We start from the raw sequence: 22,358 nt of genomic DNA on the forward strand, positions 1-22,358 counted from the left end.
TTAAAATTAAAACTAACAGCTGATAGATATTTGTTTATTAATGACTTTAATTATTAAGTAAAAAATAAACTATTAACCACTTATTAAGTAATTACTACCCGTAAACTAAGGGATTAGGAGTAAGGCATGTTTGAAGGATTGTTATTAAACGCTGATTTATTATGGCCAAATGCATGGTTAGGGCGTTCATTTATAATTATTATGGTACTACTTTTTGTATTTGCTGTTGGTTGGGTACTTTTACTAAAGCATAACAGTAAAAAAACAATTAAAAAGGTTGAAGAAATTGTAGCAAAACAAACTACAGAGTCTCTTTACGATAATATTGCTGATATTAGAGATAAAGCTAAATTATCTAATGACAACGTAGTTAAAAACCTTTGGCGTGAGTTTGATGAAAGCTTAGTACTAGATCACCGAGAAAAAGGCGTATATAACACCTTAGATGCAGAGCACTTTTTTAACCCAAGAACACTTGCCTCGGGTATTACCTCAAATAGATTACTAGCAGCAGCTCCTTCATTTTTAACTGCAATTGGTGTACTCGGTACTTTTTTAGGCTTAACTATGGGCTTAAAAGGGCTACATATGGAAAGCAACGAAATAGAGGCGCTTAAGGGGGGTATTGCAAGCATGATTAACGGTGCCGCAATGGCATTTGTTACCTCTGTTTGGGGTGTGGGGCTTAGCTTATTACTTAATATTTATGAAAAAAACACAGAACGCCGAATAATTAAGAAAGTGGTTAAGATTCAGCAGAAAATTGACTTTTTATTCCCTCGTTTACCTGCTGAAAAGTCGTTAGTTGATATTTCTAAAAACACCAGTGAAAGTAGTGAAGCGCTGCAAGAATTACATGAGCGTATTGGCGACCGCCTACAAGAAACTATTTCAGGCATGAACAAAGACATGCAAGAGGCCTTTACCAATGCACTTAACAATGTAATGGCACCTGCTATGCAGTCGTTAGTGAGTAATGCAAGCCAACAAACCAGCGGCGTGCTGGAGCATTTAATTAGTAACTTTACCGAAAGCATGCAAGCGGCAGGCAGAGGCCAAGGCGAGCTTATACAAAAGTCGACTGAGCAAATGCACGAGGCCGTAAGTAGTCTGAGCGGGCAAATGAGCGCAGTGCTTGAGCAAAGCAGTAAACAAGCTGAGTTAATGGCTGAGCAACAAGCCGGTGCATCGTCGCAATTTAATCAGCAACTCGAAGCGATGCTGAGCAAAAGTGAAGAACGCCAACAGCTTATGGAGCAAAAGTTATTTACGGCGATTGAATCGCAGCAGCAATCCCAAGCAACACGTGAAGCAAACCATGTAGATAATTTACAGTCGGTATTAGGTGGTTGGTTAACTGAGCAATCGCAAACGCTCAATAAGCTTTCTGACTCTATGGCTGAAGTACAAAGCGCGATGGGCGAATCGAACCGTGGATTTGTTAATGAGCTTTCTAGCCAAAACGAAAAAACAACGGCGCAGCAACAGGCGTTTACCAGTGGCCTTGAAACAAGTTTACAAAGCTTTATGCAAAGCTCTGAGCAGCGCCAAAAGACGCTTGAAGAAACGTTTGGCTCATTGATTAACAGCCAACAGCTTGAAGCCTCTAAGCGTGACTCAGAGTATCGTGAGCAATTACAATCGCAGTTAGGTAAATGGTTAGCACAACAAGACCAAATGCTTACCTCGATGACTGATGCTGTAAAACGTACGCAAACACATATGGATTCGGTTATTGCACAGCATAAAGACGTTATTGGAGAGCTTAAAACGGTTGCGGAGTCATCTGCTACAAGTAGCCAAAACCTAAGTAATAGCGCAAACCAAATTGGGGTGTTATCGGGCAATTTATTAAAAGCAACAGAGCTGTTTGATACGCGCTTAGCTGATATGACCGACACTATTAAAGGTATTTCAGCTCAAAATGATGGATTAGCGAATCACGTAATTGAACAAGCTAAAGTGCTAAGAGGGCTCGAAACCTCACTTGTTGCTACAACAGAGCAATTTGGTAATACAGCTAAATTAGCTCAAAGTGGCTTTAGCGAAATGAAAACACATCAAATTGAGTTTATAAGTGGTGTTGAGGCATCTTTTGAAGGGCTAAGTAATACCTTAGCTAAGCAAGTATCTGATATTGAAAAGCAAACAAATGAGTGGTTACGCAGCTATTCATCAGAAGTAAATACCCAAGTTAAAGAGCGTATGGAAACCTGGAACACCACAACCCTTGAGTTTGGTGACCAAATGCGCCGTACAGTAAGTTCTATTTCTGATTTAGTGGATGAATTGGAGCGTAGCTAATGCGAGTATTTAGAAGCAACCAAGTAAGTGTTGACGAAGAAAACCCTTATTGGATGTCGTTTTCGGATATTTTGTCGGGCTTACTTATTTTATTTGTTTTAGCTTCTGTTGTGTTAATGGTTGAGCTTATGGAAGCCAAAGAAGAGCTTGAAAATAAGCAACAAGCATTTACCCAAGAGCTAGAAATGCTGCACAAAGCCGAAGAAGTACGTAAAACAATTTTAGATGAAGCGGCTGATTTACTGCGAAAACGAGGCATACAAGTCACGGTTAGTGAAAATAAAACAGTGTTAAGTATTCCTAACGATATTTTAGGGTTTGATAGCGCAGCGTTTAATATAAGCCCAGAGTTTGAAGGCACTGCACTAGAAATTGGTGAGGTGCTAGCTGAGGTTATAAATAAAGAAAACCGTGAGCAATTTCTTGATACTATTTTTATTGAAGGGCACACCGATAGTAAAAACTTTAACGGTATGCTGGGTAAAGGTAATTGGGGCTTATCGACCTTTAGGGCGATTTCGCTGTGGGAGCTTTGGAGTAAGTTACTACCAGACCAACATAATTTAGCGGCTATTAAAAATAAAGATGGCAACAAGCTTTTTTCAGTGAGTGGCTATGCGGCAACACGAAGGATGGTGGCTAAAGAGCTAACAGAAAGTGATTTTAGGTCTAACAGGCGAATAGACATACGCTTTACTATTCGCAGACCCACTAGTGCAGAATATGAAACGGTAAGAAGCCGTTTGGAGATGCCTTAATTATGTTGCTTTTACCTCCTATTCCTCAGCTTTCAGAATTTAGCTGGGAGCGATTTTCACAGCAGTGGAATAGCCTGACTTTACAAACAAAGAAAATTGCCGACGGTGCGGGACAAAGCGAAGAATTTAAAGCACTTGAACAACAGGTAAGGCAATGTGTATTAAGCAGAGATATTACACAATTAAAAAACACACTACTTAAACGCAAAGGCGTGCGTGTTTTAACTCAGTTATGGATTGATAAAGAAGACGTAAGAAAAAACTCATTAAACGAAGAAACAATAGATTATATTCAAGCTAAACATCCCAAACTTGGTATGTCGTCGTTAATGAATTTAATTTCGTTAGTTTATCGTTATTTTGATGCACTGGTTGAGGGCAATATTTTTAATCGATTAACGCAGTGGCTTAACCAGCAAATAGAGCAACGTTTAAAAGAGCGCAAAAACTCAAGTGACACAATATTGTCGGTGCTTAATCAAGCTAAATGGCTGTTTGATTTAACCGCTCCTAAGGCTTTGGTTAACCTTGCCAAACAAAACCACTTAGACTTAAGCGAACAATTAAAAAAACTACGCTTAAACGAGCTGCCGCAAGGGCGTTTTTTAGATATTTGTCACGCGCAATATTACCTGGATACACTGAAAGAAATTCCCGTTGGTGAGCAACATGATGTTCTGCATGAGCTACTAAAACAAGATGTTGCCACAATGCCTTTTGAAGAAGGTAAACGAATAGGGCACATAGCGCTTGAAATTATTATTGACCGCTCTGCTGGTGCACCAAGTGAAATATGGCAAAACTTTGTACTGAATTTAGCTGGCGACCCGCGTATTGCTAATACAGCTACAAATTACCGCCAGTGGTGGAAGCCCATTGGTGAGAGTAGGGTAAAGGCGGTAACAAGCTGGCTTGCCAAAGAAGACTTGCGGTTATTTTTAGGCGCTATTGAAGAGTACGCAAATTACACCGGTGATGAAGCGTTAAATAGAATGTTCCCTGCACGTAAGCGCTTTTTAGAAGGGCTTTATGAACATGGGTTTGTGCGAAATGCACGGCTAATGCTTGGAAACCAAGCAGAGCATACAGTTAAGCGAGTGCTAGGAAAGAGTTTAACAACCAGTTATATAAACCTTAGAGGAATGACTCAAACCTCCATTATTTATTTAGATTGCGGTGATTTTCATATCATTGAAGGATCGCATAACTTTAAGCTATGGATTTATATGGGTTTACCTAGTGAGAAGCTTAACGATTACTCTTTGAGTGAGTTAAATCATTCTTCTTTAACACACAGCTTTCCACAGGAATTTAAAAAGAACTATCCAAAAGGCGAGTTAATGCCTATTCAACACTCGCCGACTTCTTGGCAAAAAAATGCTATTGATTTTTTAACTCAAAATGGCATTGAACTCGATTTAGAAAAACTATTTTATAAAGACGAATACAGAAGATATATAAGTCGGTATGGATTACCTGTTTTAGGAAGTAAAGAAAAAGTAGAAATAGAAATAGATACAAAAACGGAAGCCACTCAATCGCTGGAGTCTTTAATTTTGCATGTACTAGATATACATCAACCTATAAATAGTAACTCAATTACTAATATCTTAGCGCAGGAGTTTGAGCTTCGCAAAAGTGTTCACCAGGTAAATTTTGCACTTTATACTTTACGTACAAAAGGCAGGGTCACCTTAAACTCTGAAGAGTTATGGAGCCGTTCGCTGTAGCCCACTTCAGAGAAAAGCATGAACTTTAGGAATATTAAAAAGGGATTTAAAAATACATGTCACTTGTTAGTTTGATAAAAGGGCTTTTGCCTAATAATAAAAATAGTCATTTAGCGGACGATAAATACTCCTTAGTATATGACTCGTATGGCGTTAATTTTGCCACTGATGAAGCTACATTTCATTGCCTAAACAAAGGTGAGGGTGGAAGTAGTCAGCTTATTCAGCATGTAGTACTTAAAATGCTTGAAGAAAGCCATATTGCTGAAACACTGCCTAATGGCTTTAGGCTTGATAGTGAGCAAGCATGTTTATTAGACCCCGAAGATGCAGACGTTTTAGGGTTACCGCCTTTTTTTAATAACGACTTTGACGTTGATATTCAAGGTAGAACAACTAAAAGTAGCTTTTCGCTGCAGTTGTTTGCAAAATTTGAGCAGCAAAAATATCCAGTAAAAAGAAAAGGACCGATACTTTTTTTTAGTGAGCAAACACAATATTTAATGACGCCAGAGCAGCTTAATGCTGTTTTAGCCGTAGAAAAACATTCGTCGCTTACGCCCGATGACCGCACTGAGCTAAATAATGTGTTGGCAGTTGCTAAGTTACAGCAAGCAGTTAAACATGGGTTAAAACTAGATTTAAAACATTTTGATAAATTTGATTTAGTACAACCAGAACAAATTACAGTAACAGCAAATCAACAGGTTGATGGTAGCCTAGAGCTTAGCCCAAACTTTGGTGATGGATCATCATCTGAAGACTTACAAAATCGCTTAGCTCAGTTACAGGGCGACGGGCAAGTAATGCGAATAAAAGACCGCATTGTTTTGCTTACTGACGATAAAAAACAAGCTGTTAAAGAAGTACTGCAAAATAGAACCATTCCTGCACACAAAGTCGCAGAATTTATTAAAACCCCTTCAGCTTTTTTAGATGCGTCTATTTTAAACCTCGATCTTGGGTTTTCTCTCAGAGTTGCTGGTATTGGTAAAATGGTACACATTCCCTTTGGTCAAGACAGCGATGGGAGTAATGGCTGGTTTTCGACAAATACAGACAGTGAGCCACCAGAGCGCTTAGTTAAGTTGCTTGAATGCGAGGAAGATGTTGTATCGTTTGAGCAAAGTTACCAGCAAGCTAAAGGGCAAAATGCAGATAGTTTTGTTGTTGATGATGAGTTAATTGACATACGCGATGAGCAGCGCGTTAGTGAAACACTCGCAGAGGTAAGAGAAAATTTAGCAAATCCTTCTGATGACTCAGATACACCTGAAGTTGAAGATACTCTGGTTCGTAAAGAGCAAGTCTCCTTGTTACTAAAAGATGCGGAAGAACATAATCAAGACATTGTAAATAAAGTTGCTCAGTTAGACCGAAGTATTAGTTTTGACAGAACTAATTTAGCGCGAACACCTTTCCCTCATCAAGAGTCTGGCATTAGCTGGATGATGTCGTTACTTAAGTCAGCGCAATTAGATAACCAGGATGATATGTATAGAGTACAGGGGGCTTTACTAGCCGATGATATGGGGCTTGGTAAAACCTATATGACGTTAGTTATGCTGGCTGAGTACTTGTCAATGCAGAAGCAAAACAATAAATCCGAAAAGCCTATATTAATAGTCGCTCCACTTAGTTTACTCGAAAACTGGGAACAAGAGGTTGAAGCTACTTTTAAAAATTCCCCATTTAGAGATATTAAAGTCCTGCAGTCATCAAGGGATTTGAAAGAGTTTAAAGTTCAAGGGGCTGAACGAGAGTCTATGCAGCTTGCGACGGTAATGAATGATTCGCATGCTGATCATAAATCTATTCGTTACGCTTTGCATGTTGGGGCTGATGCAGCAACAAAGCGTTTAGATATGGATAGACGGGTTGTTATTACGACTTATCAAACGCTACGGGATTACCAATTTTCTTTATGTGTTATTGACTGGGGAATTGTAATATTTGATGAAGCTCAAAATATTAAAAACCCAAATACTCAAGCAACACGTGCAGCTAAAGCACTAAAAGCTGATTTTAAATTACTAGCTACAGGTACTCCTGTTGAAAATAGTTTAAGCGAGTTTTGGTGTTTAATGGATACAGCGCAACCAGGGCTATTAGGCGATTGGAGCTATTTTAGAGAGCGCTGGATTAAGCCAATAAGTAGTGCTAATGAGGAAGAAAAAGCAGAGGTGCGTTTAGAAGTTGGTAACGATTTACGTAATGCTGCTGGGCAGCTTATGTTACGCCGAACCAAGGAAGACGAGCTAACCGGAATGCCCACTAAAACAATAAAAACAGGCATTCATAAAGACTTGGCTGACAATATGGCATTTGCTCCAGAGTTAGCTCGTAATATGACCGGAGGCCAGTTGCTTGGCTACAACCAAATTGTTGAAGACTATAGAAAGGAGAAAGCAAAAGAGCAGGGCGGCGGCCATGCTTTAACAGTATTACAGCAATTAAGGGCTGTTAGTTTGCATCCAAGGCTTGATGAGGTTTTTAAACAGCCACCTAATAATGCCAAAGAGGCACAGCGTAATTTACAAGAGTCTGAAAAGTTGCGTATGTTGTTAGATATATTGTCAGATATAAAAAACAAACAAGAGAAAGTAATTATTTTTGCGACGACTAAAAAGCTTCAGGCTGTTCTTAAAATATGCTTAGACAAAATTTATGAGCTAAACATTCATGTTATTAACGGAGACAGCAAAGCGATTGCTACAAAAAAAGATCAGCTATCTCGTAAAGGGATGATCACTGACTTTGAAGCAGAAGAAGGCTTTAACATTATAATTATGTCGCCTGTAGCGGCAGGTGTTGGTTTAACGGTTGTTGGTGCAAACCATGTAGTTCACTTAGAACGCCACTGGAACCCCGCAAAAGAAGCGCAAGCTACAGATCGTGTTTATCGTATTGGTCAAAAAAAGCCTGTGTTTATTCACTTACCCTGCCTTTTACACCCAGAATATGATTCGTTTGATGTGAACCTAGACAAACTACTCGCAAAGAAAACCATGCTAAGAGATGCGGTAGTAACGCCTGAAGTTGTGAGTGAACATGAACTGATGTCGTCAATGGGGTTATGAAGTTAAGTGGTATTAGAGTGAGCTGCTACTTTGCAAGCTTGTGATCTAAAAAGGTAAATATAAAGCGCTATTATTCATTTAAGAAAATAGTAATTTAAATAAAATGGAGTAAATATGGAAAATTATAATGAAAAAGATTTGAATGCGAAAGTTGATGAAATGTTTAATGATTTTAAAACTAAACTTGATTCAACATTGAATGTACTGGTTTTAGGTAAGGTGAGCGCAGGTAAAAGCTCTTTTTTAAATGCCTTCTTTGACCGTGAAATGACAGATCCTTTATTCAGTGTAAACGCAAAATCAGGTGAGACTACAGAAGTAAAATTTGAAAAGTTAGGAGAAAACATCTCTATAGCTGATACACCTGGATTAGATGATATTGTTAGTGAAAATTCAGCTGAAACTATAAAAATGCTAGATGATGGTGTGGATATTGGTATTTTAGTATTGTCAGGCTCTGCTGATAAATCTCAGAAGAAACACTATGAAGATTTACGAGAAAAATCAACAGCAGTTTTTATTGTTCTTAATAAGGCAGACACTTTCTCTGAGGAAAACTTATCAGGTGTAATAGCACAATGGAAAGATCAATTAGGACTTTCAAAAGAGGAGGAGATTTATCCAGTAGTTTCACGTGGTTATGATCCTAAAGATAAAGAAATATTTAGAGGTCAAGAATTTGAAATTGAGGTTGATAATCATGGTCGACCAAAAACACTCAAAGGGATTGATACAGTTAGAGATGACGTGTTGGTATTTTTGGAAAAGCAAGGTAAAGATTTATTACTTGCTAAAGAATTAAAAGATAAAAGCAAAAAGGCTCTTGCAATAATTTCAACAGCGACAGCAACAGCAGCAGGTGCTGCATTTATTCCCGGCAGTGCTGCGTATATTCTTGGGGCTCAAGCGGTAGCTATTGGTTCATTAGGTTATTTATACACAGGTGAGATGATTGGTAAAGCTAACGCTATCTCATTCATTGGAACATTTGCTGCTGAGCAAGTTGGTATGAACTTATTTCTGATAGCAAAATCTTTTCTTCCACCAACAGGAGTTATCGATGCTGCAGCTGCAGCTGTAGCTGCTAGTGTTACCGCTGCAATGTTATCAGCTGTGAATTACATATTAAAAAATGAAATTGGCTTTGGTGATAAAGAGCAAATGAAGAGTATTTTCAATGATATTAAGGAACAATTGAAAGCAGAAACTAAATCGGCAGAAAAAAAGGAGTTAATTCAAGCTACCTTTTGGAAAGTATTAATTAAAAAAATCATTTAATGTAAAAGTTCTTAAGAACCAATAATATCTTTTATTGATTTGTGCCTTTAATTTAGCGGTTAGCTAAATTAAAGGCACAAATACCAATAAATTATATAACATTGTCTCTTTTCCCAATCTTTTCACTTATCCATTCTTCAACTTCACTTTCTACCCAGGCTACAGAGTTACCACCTAACTCAACTTTCATTGGAAATCCACCAGCGCTCATAAAGCGATATACAGTTGAACGGCTTAAGCCTGTGATATGTAAAACTTCTTTTAATTTGATTAAACGCATGGGATTTCTCCGGTCAGGTTATTAGTACATATCCTTTCCGGGGGTAGTAATTTTTTACTGAGACGAAACAAAAGCGTTAGACATATACATCACTATTTTGCATAAACCATTAAGAGGGCATAACAATGCAAAATAACAAGTCACTATACGAATTCGATCACCCAGTAAGTGATGAACAAATACTTGAAGCTGCTGCTTACATAATCGCTCAAAAGCAATTTAGGCATGGGGCTTTAACATGTCCGAAAGACAGTGAAGAATATTTAAGGCATAAGCTGGCGTTGATTGAGCATGAGGTTTTTGCCGTCCTGTTCTTAGATAGCCAAAACCGCATACTCGAATACAAAGAGTTATTTAGGGGGACTATTAACGCAGCAAGCGTATACCCGCGAGAGGTGGTTAAAGAAGTATTAGCGCTAAATGCAGCATCTGTAATACTTGCGCACAATCATCCTTCAGGCGTAAGTACACCATCTCAAGCTGACAAGCTTATTACCACCAAATTACAGCAGGCGCTTAATCTAATTGATGTTTCGATAGTCGATCACATTATCATTGGTGAAACCAGTTATTCATTCGCTGAGCATGGCTTAATTTAAAGGGAGTAGGGTATGGCTATTAAAATAAAGCAAGTGCCAGGATTAAACGTGCCAGAATCATTGTTTGGTGTGATCGTTAATGCAGTTGCTAAAGCAGGGGAGTCGGTAGGATGTGCTAAGGCGCTAACTATTAATTTTCGTGATAAAGACTACAGTGCTAAAGCCGGTGGATTTCATCCTGTTGAGGTAAGGCTAGAAAAACGGGGTATTGGTTGGGAGCTTATATACATTACTGATTTTTCATACCAGGGCCGACCTGATTCTGAATTAGTAAAAGAGATTGATGTGTGCTTTGTGATTAAGCGGGTATATCACATGCTGGTGGGCTGGTTGAGTGAACGAGAGGGGAAGGACCTTTTAACCTTGTTTGTGGCTAACTTTGTTGATTATTACAACACGGGTTGCTACCAGGTCAGTATTACAACTGATTAAGGAGTTGGTAATGGCTGAAGTACAAGCGATTAAGGACCTTGATACAGTTAAGTTAATTAGTTACTTGCTCGAAAAGCGGTGTTCTAAGCAAATGAGCCATATTTGGAATATAGGATTGAACCTAGCATTGCGTATATCTGATTTGTTGTCTGTTAAGTTTACAGATATTCAAAACGACAGGTTAATTATATTTGAGAGTAAAACAGGAAAGCTGGCAGAGATTAAGCTTAATCAGAAAGCATTAGCGTTTATCCACGAAGTACGTATCACTCACCCCAATCATGTTTACTTATTTCAATCGTATCGCAATCAACAATCTAAGAGTTCAATACCACGACCCTTGTCACGCAGGGCTGTTACAAGAGCATTTGCGTTAGTGGGTGAAGAGCTTAATTTAAAGCTAGGTACTCACTCAATGCGTAAAACACGAGGTTACCACCTCTATCATAAAACCCAAGACATCGCCCGTGTAATGAAAATGCTTCGCCATAGCTCGGAAGCAACGACACTGCGTTACATTGGAATAACCCAGGAGGAAATCGATAAAGACTTTGAAGAGTTAGAGCTATAAATTTATTACATACAATAGGAGTAAGTTTGTTATGTCGTTAGAAAAAGCCGTTACATGCGGTGTAGTAGGAAATGAAGTATCTAAACAGATAACCGGTAGTAGTGAGCCGTCACTCGGACGAACGGCTATTGCTGTAAGCTCTGGTGCTGTAGCAGGAGCTGCTGTATCTGGTGCGATAGTAGTTGGGTTAGGTGTGGCATCTGCACCTGTTACGGTGCCATTAGCTCTTGCTAGTGGCTTATTGGCTGGAGTAGCGAGTTTATTTGATTAGAAGTAAACAAAGAACGCATTTATGCAGTGCGTTCTTTTTTTGCTTTTGTAGCGTAAATAGCGCTTCTCGTAATGCTATTTTGGGAACTTTCCAGCCCTTATGTACTAAGGGTTTGAGCTTATTTAGCTAGTTGAAGGTCTCAAAAGCGCGTTAGAACAATTTATGAGAAGCACAGGTCTTAGTTAAAGTATCACCTTTGACTATAACCAAAACACCGCTGTCCTAATCCGTATTGCTTAGTATTAAGTTTAGCGAAGTAACTTAGTCGAAAATAAAGGGCATGGAAGTCTTGAGTGAAATTGGGACTATTAACATCTAGATAGTAATGTGCATTTTGAGGTAAATGAACTAATTGCATCGTTTCTTCCAACGGTAAGCTCAACGCACTCGCCCAGGCCTTAACTATTCGAGTAAACAGGTTATCACTTTCTGCATCTATTTTACCTGTACAGTGGTACCGGTCCTTATTGAATAACAGCACACAATGATAATGCTGGTGGTGAGCAGTGTTCTGCTCCCTAGCCCAAATATACCTAATATTGCATGGATGTGGCGTTTTACCCTCACGGACTTTACGTTTTGTATCGGCTTTAATCTGAGCTTCGAGAGAAGCAATAAATCGTGTAATAACTTTATTGCTATCTAAATCAATTGTATTTGAATAAGCAGGTAGCCTTAAATCAATTCTGACCGCAAACGTTCTTTTATGCTCAGCACATGCAGCAAGCATGACTTTCTCAATTGCATCTAAGTAGGGCATAACTAAAGGCTGACTGTCTCTAGCGAGTGTTTGATATTGCTTGTAGGTAGGGTTGATTGTTACTGGGTACTGTGTTGAATTATTCATTCTCATTTTCCTGATAAGTATTAGTTCATATCAGGTGTCTGAGTAGTAGTTTTTTAATTTGTATTTGGCGTGATAATAGATTCGTTACTAGTAACTCTTATAAATATTACCAAACCGAAATTTACACTAATAAAACCAGTTAAGTTTGTGGTGGTTAAATACAGAAATGCATTACTGATAAGTTGTTTAGCGTATTTTGAGTTGCTCTGAGGTTAAACTTTAAAGTTTGGTATTTTATGACCTGTGAAGTTTGAAGGTTGCAACTAAAAGTTTGCGATCGTTCAGGATAACTTAAAAAAAAATATATCTTTTCTCGAGTTACTATTTTTGCAAGGACCTATTTTTATGAATAGATACTTTCTAGTACATATAGCATCTGCGGTTAATTCTAAATTATGGCTTTGTTGGTTAAAAGGTAGAGTGCTGTTAGCTTTTGTGTAACAACTCAACACTAAATATTTTGAAACTGTATTCACAAGTGAGGTGATAACGAGGCACATTTTGTAGAAGGTTGAGTTCTTACAATCAGTTTTACTAGTGCCAGTTAAAGAATTATGAACGTTTTGAATAGATACTTTACCTTTGATGCTTTTGGTGAGTAAAAGTAAAAAAACATAATATAAATTATCTAGAACACTTTTAGGTTGTTTGGCTAAGTGTAATTTAATGACTTTAAATATGTGTATAGAAGTCAGGCCTTCTGCTTGGAATTTAGCTAAAGAGCTATTTTCACCTATTGAAGTATCCAAGTTAAGACAGAGGGATTTAATAAAATTATCTTTGTAAATATGCTTGTTAATATTTTTGATTTCCAATAGAGGGTAAAACCTAATTTTACCCATTTGAATCATATTTAACTCTCCCTGTGAATCGAAATTGGTCACTAGGTATGCTGATGGCCTTTTTGGGTTAGCTCTCTTTTCATTGTAAGTAAATCGTTCATTTTGTTTGTAAGTACATCCTTTTGTTATTTGAATAATAAAATTTTGTTCTTTAAGTTTAGTAACAGCCGTTTTTACCTCCATCGGTTTTATTCCGCATGCATTAGCAATGGTAGGCACTGAAAAATTTTCCACGTGGCCAAACTCATCTTCGTTGAGCACGAAGAAGCACCATACTATTTTTATAGGCACCCTTAAGTCTTTGTCTTCTATTTTTGTAAGCTTTTCGCTCGGTAATAATTTATTCATTTCTGTATATTTATCGTAGACAAAAATGTATGAGTCAACAGGTCGGCCTTTCTTAAAATGTTCAGTTTTTAGTTTTGAAATCGCATTGATATTTAGCAGTTCATCTACAACTTTTTTGAATTTATTGTGTGAGCATCCTAATTCAATGAAGTCAACTTTAGATACCTCGTCTCCAATTACTCTCCCTATAATTAAGCGGATTAATATCCACTTTGCATGTGGAGATAAATTAGTTGTTAAAGTAAAAAGCTCATTCATTTTATTGTTTTTATGTGAGGTGTAGATGTCTGATAGTAGAACAGAATGCTATAATAAACACAATAACAGGTGGTTATTTTGTGATTTAAATGAGGCTTCCAAATTTGTTTGGTTAGTGTTTAGTTATAGTTAAATTGTTTGGTTAGAGTTTTGTTATTATTATTGCTAATGTTTATTCAATATCATTTGCGTTTAATGCTATTTTTAAGTCATTCTCTACAAACTTCTATAGTGGAAAAGTATATCGTTAATATTGAGAGTGTTATTTATAGTAAGAAAGCTTAAATATGAGGATGGCTTTAATGAGTGACTGGTTACTAGGTAGTAATAACTTGAAATGGGTGAATAATGATTGTGATCAATTAAAAGAGTTGCTGGTTAAACATTTTGGTAATAATTTAGATTTCTATGGCTCTGTAGAACTCAAAGACTTTATAATTGAAGAGGTCAGTAAACTCTACTCTACCCAAGCTGAGCAAAGGACATTTATTAATAAACTGAATAAAGAGTTAAATTATCAAATAAGAAATACAAATAACAAACAGGTTAATGTACAAAAAATTCAATTGGAAATATGCACGAACTTGAAGCAAAAGTTGAATAAATTGAGTAAAAATGCAGATACTACTAAATCAAAGTATGTAGAAGATTTAATTCGTTACGCTCATAAAAATCCAAAGTTATTTTTTAATGAAAAAATGGAAGTTGAGGTATTAAATGTTTTTACTAAAACTAAAAATAAAGAAATAGTTAAAGTGAATATAGCTTCAGATAAGCTCGATGAAAGATTATCAAGTTTAGAGGAAAGGCTAGGGATGCTAGTTACTTTGGTAGAGCCTTTGCTATCAGAAATTCAGCAATATAATTTGGATAAATCAGAAGTGAAAACTGAGTCTGTTGTTAGTTCTGACACTGTTGCTAGTTCTGACACTGAAGAGTCAAAAAGTGACACCGATTTGATGAAAGGTCGCAGCGGGGATGATAATATAACCTGTAAAAATTGGAATGAGCCAAATGAAGCCGCTATTGATATGGCAACTATTCCTCCATCAGATTAATGACTAGTTAAATTTATATAAGATGCCTAGTTGAGCTACATAGTAGAAGTTATTGTTATAGTATACCTATTGGTATTCCTGTTTTGTTATTGGTTATTATATATTATTTATAATCAATTGATTGGGTGGTTTAAGTGAATCCCTCTCCCCCACCATTATTCTTAGAGCCCAGTTATTAATATCGAAAGGTAACAATAACTGGGTTTTTTAATGCCCTCAGAATGACTAATTATTTACTAAGCAAAGTGTCGATAACATGCCGACAAGTTCATGTTTTTCGATTGGTTTTGAAACGTAACCATCAAATAGCTGCCTGTATATTTCTTTTTGTTCTGTAAAAACATTAGCAGTTAATGCAATAACAATTTGTTCGCTATTAAGCGCCTTAATTTTTTTACATGCCTGAAGACCATCCATTTTTGGCATTTGAATGTCCATAAAAATAATGTCTGGTTTGTGTAACTCGTATAATGAAATCGCTTCTAAACCATTGTTGGCAATAATAATGGTGGCTTTAGTGGGTTCAAGCATCGCAGCTGCAACAAGCTGATTTATTTTATTATCTTCAGCTAATAAAATAATTTTTCCAGATAGGTCAGGAAGCTCAATATTTTTGGTTGTTAATGTGCTGTCATCCACCTGCGCTTGTTTTAATGGTAAGTACACATAAAACTGACTCCCTGAACCTAACTGGCTTGTTACTTTAATTTCGCCATTCATAAGGCCTATTAATGATTTAGTGATGGGTAAGCCAAGGCCCGTACCACCATATTCACGCGTGGTTGATTGCTCAGCTTGTTCAAAGCGCTCAAACAATCGATCAATTGCTTGCTCAGAGATTCCAATTCCGGAGTCTGATATACAACAGCATATTTTTTTTTCGTCGGTTAGCCTAAACGTTACTGTAACGCCACCTTGAGATGTAAACTTAATCGCGTTAGATATTAAGTTTAAAAATACCTGTCTGAGTCTAACTGGGTCGCCCACCCAATGCTTGTGCTCTATATCAATCACAAATTTAAGGTAAATGTTTTTATCTGTCGCTTGCACACCTAGGTCTGAATCTAAGTGATGAATAAGTTCAAAAAAGTCAAAAGGCTTATGCTCTAATGAGAGCTTGCCAGCCTCAATTTTAGAAAAATCAAGAATATCGTTAATAATGGTGGTGAGTGCTCGAGTTGAATACAGTGATTTTTTTAAATACTCTTTTGATTTTTCATTAAGCGGTTGTTCTTGTAATAGTTGTAATGTGCCAAGTATACCGTTCATCGGGGTTCGTATTTCGTGGCTCATATTTGCTAAAAACTCAGACTTTGCTTGCGATGCTTGCTCAGCAAGTTCTTTTGAGTGACCAAGGGCTTGCTCGTGGTCAATTTGTTCTGTTAAATCGTAAGCAATGCCTAAGTAGCCAACGGTGTCTCCTTCGTTATTTAACAACGAGGTGACACTTAAATTAACTTGTATTTGCTCGCCTGTAGAAGAAATGTATGTCCATTGATTAATATCTGGCTCTGTTGCTGTTGCTTTTAAGATAAATACTTCAAAACCAGGGGTGACAGGTTTATTTAATTCAGCACTAAGTAGTTTAGCCTTTTTTATAATTTCTTCTTTTAAATGAAATATGCCAGGGTTTTTAATGCCAATAACATCTTGCGCTTTGTAGCCTAATAACTTTTCAGAGGCAGGATTAAATAGAGTGATTAAGCCGTTTGTGTCGGTCGCTATAATTGAATAACTAGCACTGTTTAAAATACTTTGTTGGAGCATGCTCATATCGGCTATTTCTTGCGTACGTTGTTTAACTTCGCTTTCTAGTTTTAAGTTTGCTTGCTGCAATGCGAGTTTATTTTTTTTAGCCTGAAGTGTTTTTCTCTTAATTCTTTGGTTTCTTCTAAAAATAAACAATTGCATTAAAAAAACTACAAACATACAGCCAATAGTGGCGAAAGAGCCATTAACAATGGCTTGATACCGACTAGGGAGATGAAGGTTATAAATAAAGGCGTCTGAGGCATCAATGGTAATTTTCCACGTTCTACCCATTAATTTTATAATTTTAGTTAATTGATAATCGTTAGTTTTGCTTTTTATGCCATAACTAAAAAAATCAGTCTCAGTATTGTTATTGATATCACTTATCGTTAGTTGATTTTCATCAAGGTGTGAAAGTGAGTCTAAAATTTTATCAATTAACAACGGCGAATATGCCCAACCTAAAAGCTCATTAAGGCGCTGTTTTTTATTATCAGAAATAATAATGGTTTTATATATTGGCACTAATATTAAAAAGCCTTGTTGTGAGAGTTTATTCGCTTGTACTAAAGTCAGTGGCGCCGTTAATTGGGTTGTATTATTTATGGCAGCATTTAGTGCTGCCTGTTTGCGCATGCTCTCAGATCCAATATCTAATCCAATTGCTTGTAAGTTTTTTTGCTCAGGAAAAATATATTGAATTATAAAATGCTCATCACTAGTCGCTACGAGTGTATTCAAATTAAATGTCTGATCGGGTCTATCGTTTTTTGCATCATTTAAAAATTTATTTAATTGCTCAACGCTAACTTTTTTTATATAACCAATACCATTAGCTCCAGGGAATTCTTTAGCGTAGTTACGGCTCCCAGAGTAGTTAGTTATGGCTTGATAGTTTAAGTTATTTGCACCTATCCCATGTACAAAGCCCTTTAAACCAAATAGCCCATATTGATACAAATCGAGCCTACTGTTAATACCTGTAGAAAGCGATGATAGGCGGTTATCAAGCGCATTGTTTATTTTATTTTTTATGGCTTCTTGGTGTTTAATATGAGCAAAGTAGGTAAGTATAATGCCCGCAACTAATAAAATGACGTGAGGAAGCAGTGAGATTAATAACCCTTTATTAACCGGTCGTGCTTGAATCATTAATTAATCCTTTTTCATGAGTCGCAGTAAGGGTGTTTCTATTTTAATAACGTGATAAATATAGCACCTATTATTCAAGACACAACTTTGTTATTAATTGGAATGTATATATTTTATAGAGGTTTAGAGTAGGGGGAGTCTAAAAAGTTGATTTTAAGCCTTAAGATAAAACTAAAGTGCATATAAATATAATAATTTATAAATTCTGCATCACTTTATAGATACCAACAAAAGTAGTAGCAAAAGGTGCTGGTTTTTGTGCTTATTGATTTTTAGAAGAAATCAGCAGCTCATAACTTTACTTAGGTAAGTTTAAATCAAGTAAAATTAAATTAATATTATGATTTTTTTAAATAAAATTAGTGACTTAGATACGAGTGAGTAAGAGGTAATCTTTACCAGTTTTTACAATTCATCCGTAATAAAACAAACTCTTACTATTTTATAATATAAAAATTAAAACATTATAAATTTATATTGTTCTATATTTATTAGCATGAAAGAAAGGTAATTACTTGAAATGTAATTACCTTATGACATGTTTGCCGTGTAGGTCAAAAAGCATACATATCCCTATGTGCTGCACAGTAAAAACTTAAAAAACAAGGTAACGGAGATAACTATGGCTCACCGAGTATCTAAATTACTTGCGGCAACAGGCGCAGTATTAACATGCATTTCTATTCCTTCGTATGCTGCTGTTAATGGGCTGACAGAACAAGATGAATTTAATATAAAACTTAGATCAATTTATTTCGACCGTGACTACGATAACGACGCAAGTGACGATTCAACTTTTGCTCAAGGTATAGAGCTCAATTACACATCAGGTTATATAAATGATTTATTGAATGTGGGTGTATCGACTTACACCGTAATGAATATTAACTCTACAGGTTCAGCCGCAGGTAATATTTTACCAGCAGGTAATGAGAGTGGTGGAGTAGACGATAGCTTTTCTAAATTTGGTCAATATTTTTTAGATTTTAAATTGGGCAAAAACGGTCACGTTAAAGTAGGTGGGCAAAAAACCAAAAGCATGCTTTTAAAAAGCTCAGGCAGCCGTGCTATTCCTAATACTTTTCGAGGTGTTTTTGGCGATTACAAAATTGGCAACACTAAATTATATGGTTACGTATACGATAAATGGAGCCGTCGACATGATGAAAGATGGGAAGACTTTTCTACCGATCAATCGGCACCTGGCGCCATTAGCGTAATTTGGGGCGTAGGTGCTACGCATAAAAAAGACAACATAACATTAGAGGCTGAATATTTAAATTCCCACAATTATCTAAGTAAAATGGGATTAAAAATTAGTTACGACATTAAACTTGAGCAAAGTAAGTTAACCCTTTCAACTGGCATATTTACCTCACAAGATGATGGTGATTTATTTGTAACAGGCGCAGAGGGCGGCGATTTAGATGATGAAGATGCAACTGGCGCATTAACAGGTTTAACTAAAAGTGAAAACGATGGATTTGCCTATTACTTAGATGCTGATTGGAAAAAAGATATTTGGAGTGTAGGTGTGGCATTTACTAAAGTAAGTGATGCTTGGATTGAAGATAACTTTAGTGGCGATCATGGTACAAACCCATTTCCAACTCGCTCATTGATTGGTGCCGATTTAACAAATCAAAACGAGGCAACGTGGCAGGCACGTTTTGGCATTGATTTAAAAGCAGTATCGCCAGGTTTAACAACAAAGTTTTACTACACAAGCGGTAGCGATGCTGAAAACTCTGCGCTGGGTAAGTTAGCTGGCACAGCTGATGAAAAATATTGGGCTGTAGATACGCGCTATAAAGTTGAGAAAATAAAAGGCTTAAGTTTGCGCTGGTTATTTGTAGATTATACAACCGAAAAATCAGGCAGCGTTGATGGTGTTAAAGGCGACAGAGCCGACCACCGAGTTTATGTAGATTACACTATTAAATTTTAAAATAACGTTTAATAAGCCAATGCAAATTTATACATTGGTTTTATTTCCTTTATTAATTACCACTATGATAAAACTAACAAATAGATAATAAAAATAAAGCTAATATATGTTTTCTCTTCAACAGTGGCAATCGCAGGGCCAATTCACTCATATTTCTGGCCATCAAATATTTACAAAAATAGCTGGTGATATAACTAAGCCTGCGCTGCTTTTAATACATGGCTTTCCAAGTGCTAGCTGGGATTGGGAAGGTATGTGGCAAACGCTTAGTGAACATTATTTTGTAATTACGCTCGATATGCTAGGTTTTGGTTTGTCAGATAAACCAATAAACGCTACTTATAAAATTACCGAACAAGCCGACTTATATACCCAATTTTTAAAAACGTTAAATATTAATGACGTACATATTTTAGCTCATGACTATGGCGATACAGTGGCTCAAGAGTTATTAGCAAGGCAAGTGGTTAGTCAAAGTGACTTTAAAATAAACAGCGTGTGTTTTTTAAATGGTGGGTTATTTCCTGAGGTGCATAAACCATTATTTATACAAAAGCTTTTACTTTCAAAGCTAGGTTGGATAGTGCCAAAATTAATGAATAAACAAAAATTTGCCAATAATTTAGTGACTATTTTTAGTAAAAGTACACCGCCTTCAAAACAAGTGGTAGACACACTTTGGGAGTTGCTAATTTATAAAGATGGTTTAGCCGTTATGCCTAAACTCATTAGTTATATAAAGCAGAGGCAGCAAAACCGAGAACGTTGGGTTGGTGCCATCATAAACAGCAATATACCACTTACGTTTATAGCAGGCGCAGAAGATCCTATCTCTGGTAAGCACATGATTGAACATTATAAAAAGCTTATTCCCAATGCGCGCGTACAAGAGTTTGTAGAGCTTGGGCATTATCCGCAAGTAGAAAATCCAGATGCTATTACGCAGGCTTATTTGGATTTTAGAAATTGCCAATAAAAACGCGGCACTAAATTAAGTGCCGTGTTTATAAATTAATAACTCTGAGTATTTAGGCTTTGAACCTTAATATTTTTTCTTCGGTGCTCTTAATTGTTTTTCAAACTCGTCTGAAAACAATATCGTGCCGTCGTCTTCCTCAGTAGGAAAGGCAGCAATAAGTAGGTCATCTTCTTCAAGGCCTGGTGTCCAGCGACTAAACCAATCAGCAAGTGGAATTGCTTTAGCGCTGCAGCCAGCCCATTCGCCAGTTGCCCATGCCTCTGCAAATTCGCGAGTTGGCCAAACTGGTACGCAGTCGTCATCTTCGTTGGCAAGCATAACGCAGCCATCATCGTCGTTTAAAATCCATACTTGTTTAAATTGTTGTACGGTTTCGAACATATAGGCTAGGCGTTTTTTTGCCCCAAGCCCTAAAATTACAGCTTGTTCTTCGCTTAAATTTGGCGTTGTCATAATTAGCTCACTCTTAATTACTATATCTCAATTATATGCACACAAGTATATCGAGTTATATGACAGAGTGTTGAAAAGTTGCTATTTAATTTCAGCAATGCAGATCTAATTTGTATATTGAGCAGTATAAGTCACAACTAATTTGAGCGATCATTCAAAATAAGCTTGAATGTTTGTAAAAAGGCCACATTGTAGTAAGCATATACTTAATGAAGGATTGAAAAATGACTACTGATTTACTTGCTCCGTTTAAACTAAATAATACGATTGAGCTTAAAAACCGCGTACTTATGGCGCCATTAACGCGTTGTATGGCTGACGATAACTTAGTGCCAACACAAGATATGGTTGAATATTATGCTCGCCGTGCCGAAACCGGTTTAATTATTAGCGAAGCAACTATTATTCGTCCAGATGCGCAAGGTTACCCAAATACACCGGGTTTATTTACCAGTGAGCAAATTCAAGGTTGGAAAAAAGTAACAGACGCAGTGCACGCTAATGGCGGCAAAATGTTTGCACAGCTTTGGCATGTTGGCCGTGTTGCACATCCTCACTTTTTTGATGGCGATGTACTGGCACCATCGGCAATTGGCGTTGAAGGCTCTGTACCTCGTATGCGTGAGCTTACATATATCACACCAAAAGCAGCGACTATAGATGACATTAAGGGCCTAGTAGCTGATTACGCAAAAGCGGCAGAAAATGCGATTGAAGCGGGTTTTGACGGGGTAGAAATTCACGGTGCTAACGGGTATTTGATTGACCAGTTTTTACATTACGCTGCAAATACACGCAGCGACGAATACGGTCAAACGCCTGAAAATATGTCGCGTTTTGCACTAGAAGTAACCGATGCAGTTATCGCCGCTGTAGGTAATGAGCGTACTGCTTTACGTGTTACACCGGGTGCTTATTTTAATATGAGCGAAGATAACCGTGATAAAGCGGTATTTGATTACTTATTACCAGAGCTTGAGAAGAGAGATTTAGCATACTTACACGGCGGTATTTTTGACGACAGTACAGCGTTTGAGTCGCTTGAAGGTAAAACGACGTCTGAATTTTTACGTGCAGGCTACAAAGGTACATTAGTAGGCGTAGGCAGCTATACTTTTGAGTCAGCAAAAGAGGCAATTAACGATGCTAAGTTTGATTTAATCGCTATTGGTCGCCCACTTATCGCAAACCCAGATTACATTAGCAAAATTGCAAACGGTGAAGAGTTAGTACCTTACAGCGATGAAATGCTAGCTGAATTAAAGTAACAGCTAATTATTATATTTAGTTATTAAGGCACCTTAAGCTAAACCTTTGGGTGTCTTTTTTTGTACATATTCCCGCCATAAATCTTCCATATTTGTTTAACCTTTATGTAAATAAAGTTCATCCTCGTTGTCATATTTAAAATTCATACT

18 protein-coding genes are annotated in these 22,358 nt (G+C 36.9%); 13 read left to right on the plus strand and 5 right to left on the minus strand.

Going from position 1 to position 22,358, the window contains the following annotated elements; all coding sequences use genetic code 11:
- Positions 1 to 126: 126 nt before the first annotated feature.
- The 5 genes from zorA to H5116_RS11095 all read left to right on the plus strand — a co-directional run bounded on the left by zorA (position 127) and on the right by H5116_RS11095 (position 9,150).
- Positions 127 to 2,304 carry an anti-phage ZorAB system protein ZorA gene (gene zorA, locus H5116_RS11075; RefSeq protein WP_182716138.1) on the plus strand — a complete coding sequence of 726 codons (2,178 nt, stop codon included), beginning with the start codon at positions 127 to 129 and terminating at the stop codon, positions 2,302 to 2,304.
- Entirely contained in the window at positions 2,304 to 3,062 is a 759-nt protein-coding gene (locus H5116_RS11080; protein ID WP_182716139.1) for an OmpA family protein, read from the plus strand. Before zorA ends, H5116_RS11080 begins: the two co-directional genes overlap by 1 nt.
- A 2-nt stretch (positions 3,063 to 3,064) precedes the next feature.
- Positions 3,065 to 4,792 carry an EH signature domain-containing protein gene (locus H5116_RS11085; protein WP_182716140.1) on the plus strand — a complete coding sequence of 576 codons (1,728 nt, stop codon included), beginning with the start codon at positions 3,065 to 3,067 and terminating at the stop codon, positions 4,790 to 4,792.
- Between the two features lie 56 nt (positions 4,793 to 4,848).
- Entirely contained in the window at positions 4,849 to 7,872 is a 3,024-nt protein-coding gene (locus H5116_RS11090; RefSeq protein WP_182716141.1) for a DEAD/DEAH box helicase, read from the plus strand.
- A gap of 114 nt (positions 7,873 to 7,986) precedes the next feature.
- Positions 7,987 to 9,150 (plus strand): GTPase, encoded by a 1,164-nt coding sequence (locus tag H5116_RS11095; protein WP_182716142.1) that lies wholly within the window; start codon positions 7,987 to 7,989, stop codon positions 9,148 to 9,150.
- Between the two features lie 91 nt (positions 9,151 to 9,241).
- Here H5116_RS11095 and H5116_RS11100 read toward each other — a convergent pair whose 3' ends face one another.
- The gene (locus H5116_RS11100) at positions 9,242 to 9,430 is read right to left on the minus strand and encodes an AlpA family transcriptional regulator (RefSeq protein ID WP_182716143.1); all 189 of its coding nucleotides are present in this window, start codon (positions 9,428 to 9,430) and stop codon (positions 9,242 to 9,244) included.
- A 125-nt stretch (positions 9,431 to 9,555) separates the two neighbouring features.
- On the opposite strand from H5116_RS11100, the gene radC reads away from it, so the two are divergent.
- The 4 genes from radC to H5116_RS11120 are packed head-to-tail and all read left to right on the plus strand — an operon-like array spanning position 9,556 to position 11,303.
- Positions 9,556 to 10,029: a RadC family protein gene (gene radC / locus H5116_RS11105; protein WP_010557264.1), complete on the plus strand. Its 474-nt coding sequence runs from the start codon at positions 9,556 to 9,558 to the stop codon at positions 10,027 to 10,029.
- Between the two features lie 12 nt (positions 10,030 to 10,041).
- Entirely contained in the window at positions 10,042 to 10,461 is a 420-nt protein-coding gene (locus H5116_RS11110; RefSeq protein WP_121955339.1) for a DUF2787 family protein, read from the plus strand.
- 10 nt (positions 10,462 to 10,471) lie between these two features.
- Positions 10,472 to 11,032 carry a tyrosine-type recombinase/integrase gene (locus H5116_RS11115; RefSeq protein WP_024595710.1) on the plus strand — a complete coding sequence of 187 codons (561 nt, stop codon included), beginning with the start codon at positions 10,472 to 10,474 and terminating at the stop codon, positions 11,030 to 11,032.
- A 31-nt stretch (positions 11,033 to 11,063) separates the two neighbouring features.
- The gene (locus H5116_RS11120) at positions 11,064 to 11,303 is read left to right on the plus strand and encodes a hypothetical protein (protein WP_138488857.1); all 240 of its coding nucleotides are present in this window, start codon (positions 11,064 to 11,066) and stop codon (positions 11,301 to 11,303) included.
- A gap of 190 nt (positions 11,304 to 11,493) precedes the next feature.
- Here H5116_RS11120 and H5116_RS11125 read toward each other — a convergent pair whose 3' ends face one another.
- Positions 11,494 to 12,150 (minus strand): inovirus Gp2 family protein, encoded by a 657-nt coding sequence (locus H5116_RS11125; protein WP_182716144.1) that lies wholly within the window; start codon positions 12,148 to 12,150, stop codon positions 11,494 to 11,496.
- Positions 12,151 to 12,431: 281 nt separating this feature from the next.
- A complete protein-coding gene (locus H5116_RS11130) occupies positions 12,432 to 13,598 on the minus strand; it encodes a hypothetical protein (RefSeq protein ID WP_182716145.1) in 1,167 nt (388 codons plus the stop codon).
- Between the two features lie 302 nt (positions 13,599 to 13,900).
- Between H5116_RS11130 and H5116_RS11135 the strand changes: the two genes are divergently transcribed.
- A complete protein-coding gene (locus H5116_RS11135; RefSeq protein ID WP_182716146.1) occupies positions 13,901 to 14,656 on the plus strand; it encodes a hypothetical protein in 756 nt (251 codons plus the stop codon).
- Positions 14,657 to 14,881: 225 nt separating this feature from the next.
- On the opposite strand, the gene H5116_RS11140 is transcribed toward H5116_RS11135, so the two are convergent.
- Positions 14,882 to 17,560 carry a CHASE domain-containing protein gene (locus H5116_RS11140; protein WP_182716147.1) on the minus strand — a complete coding sequence of 893 codons (2,679 nt, stop codon included), beginning with the start codon at positions 17,558 to 17,560 and terminating at the stop codon, positions 14,882 to 14,884.
- A 622-nt stretch (positions 17,561 to 18,182) separates the two neighbouring features.
- Here H5116_RS11140 and H5116_RS11145 point away from each other — a divergent pair.
- Positions 18,183 to 19,508 (plus strand): OprD family outer membrane porin, encoded by a 1,326-nt coding sequence (locus tag H5116_RS11145; protein ID WP_182716148.1) that lies wholly within the window; start codon positions 18,183 to 18,185, stop codon positions 19,506 to 19,508.
- Between the two features lie 106 nt (positions 19,509 to 19,614).
- A complete protein-coding gene (locus H5116_RS11150; protein WP_182694196.1) occupies positions 19,615 to 20,484 on the plus strand; it encodes an alpha/beta fold hydrolase in 870 nt (289 codons plus the stop codon).
- A 66-nt stretch (positions 20,485 to 20,550) separates the two neighbouring features.
- Here the strand turns inward: H5116_RS11150 and H5116_RS11155 are convergent, their stop codons facing one another.
- Positions 20,551 to 20,940 (minus strand): DUF2750 domain-containing protein, encoded by a 390-nt coding sequence (locus tag H5116_RS11155; protein ID WP_024595957.1) that lies wholly within the window; start codon positions 20,938 to 20,940, stop codon positions 20,551 to 20,553.
- A 224-nt stretch (positions 20,941 to 21,164) separates the two neighbouring features.
- Between H5116_RS11155 and H5116_RS11160 the strand changes: the two genes are divergently transcribed.
- Positions 21,165 to 22,208 (plus strand): alkene reductase, encoded by a 1,044-nt coding sequence (locus tag H5116_RS11160; RefSeq protein WP_182716149.1) that lies wholly within the window; start codon positions 21,165 to 21,167, stop codon positions 22,206 to 22,208.
- The last annotated feature ends 150 nt before the right edge of the window (positions 22,209 to 22,358 follow it).

Source organism: Pseudoalteromonas sp. SG45-2 (assembly GCF_014164115.1).
Taxonomy (GTDB): Bacteria; Pseudomonadota; Gammaproteobacteria; order Enterobacterales; family Alteromonadaceae; genus Pseudoalteromonas; species Pseudoalteromonas distincta.

Bases quoted from the DNA above. Each gene is read 5' to 3' on its own strand.
- H5116_RS11160 (WP_182716149.1), top strand. From the start codon at position 21,165: ATGACTACTGATTTACTTGCTCCGTTTAAACTAAATAATACGATTGAG.
- H5116_RS11115 (WP_024595710.1), top strand. From the start codon at position 10,472: ATGGCTGAAGTACAAGCGATTAAGGACCTTGATACAGTTAAGTTAATT.
- H5116_RS11085 (WP_182716140.1), top strand. From the start codon at position 3,065: ATGTTGCTTTTACCTCCTATTCCTCAGCTTTCAGAATTTAGCTGGGAG.
- H5116_RS11155 (WP_024595957.1), bottom strand. From the start codon at position 20,940: ATGACAACGCCAAATTTAAGCGAAGAACAAGCTGTAATTTTAGGGCTT.
- H5116_RS11120 (WP_138488857.1), top strand. From the start codon at position 11,064: ATGTCGTTAGAAAAAGCCGTTACATGCGGTGTAGTAGGAAATGAAGTA.
- H5116_RS11080 (WP_182716139.1), top strand. From the start codon at position 2,304: ATGCGAGTATTTAGAAGCAACCAAGTAAGTGTTGACGAAGAAAACCCT.
- H5116_RS11100 (WP_182716143.1), bottom strand. From the start codon at position 9,430: ATGCGTTTAATCAAATTAAAAGAAGTTTTACATATCACAGGCTTAAGC.
- H5116_RS11090 (WP_182716141.1), top strand. From the start codon at position 4,849: ATGTCACTTGTTAGTTTGATAAAAGGGCTTTTGCCTAATAATAAAAAT.
- H5116_RS11140 (WP_182716147.1), bottom strand. From the start codon at position 17,560: ATGATTCAAGCACGACCGGTTAATAAAGGGTTATTAATCTCACTGCTT.
- zorA (WP_182716138.1), top strand. From the start codon at position 127: ATGTTTGAAGGATTGTTATTAAACGCTGATTTATTATGGCCAAATGCA.
- radC (WP_010557264.1), top strand. From the start codon at position 9,556: ATGCAAAATAACAAGTCACTATACGAATTCGATCACCCAGTAAGTGAT.
- H5116_RS11150 (WP_182694196.1), top strand. From the start codon at position 19,615: ATGTTTTCTCTTCAACAGTGGCAATCGCAGGGCCAATTCACTCATATT.
- H5116_RS11145 (WP_182716148.1), top strand. From the start codon at position 18,183: ATGGCTCACCGAGTATCTAAATTACTTGCGGCAACAGGCGCAGTATTA.
- H5116_RS11135 (WP_182716146.1), top strand. From the start codon at position 13,901: ATGAGTGACTGGTTACTAGGTAGTAATAACTTGAAATGGGTGAATAAT.
- H5116_RS11125 (WP_182716144.1), bottom strand. From the start codon at position 12,150: ATGAATAATTCAACACAGTACCCAGTAACAATCAACCCTACCTACAAG.
- H5116_RS11130 (WP_182716145.1), bottom strand. From the start codon at position 13,598: ATGAATGAGCTTTTTACTTTAACAACTAATTTATCTCCACATGCAAAG.
- H5116_RS11095 (WP_182716142.1), top strand. From the start codon at position 7,987: ATGGAAAATTATAATGAAAAAGATTTGAATGCGAAAGTTGATGAAATG.
- H5116_RS11110 (WP_121955339.1), top strand. From the start codon at position 10,042: ATGGCTATTAAAATAAAGCAAGTGCCAGGATTAAACGTGCCAGAATCA.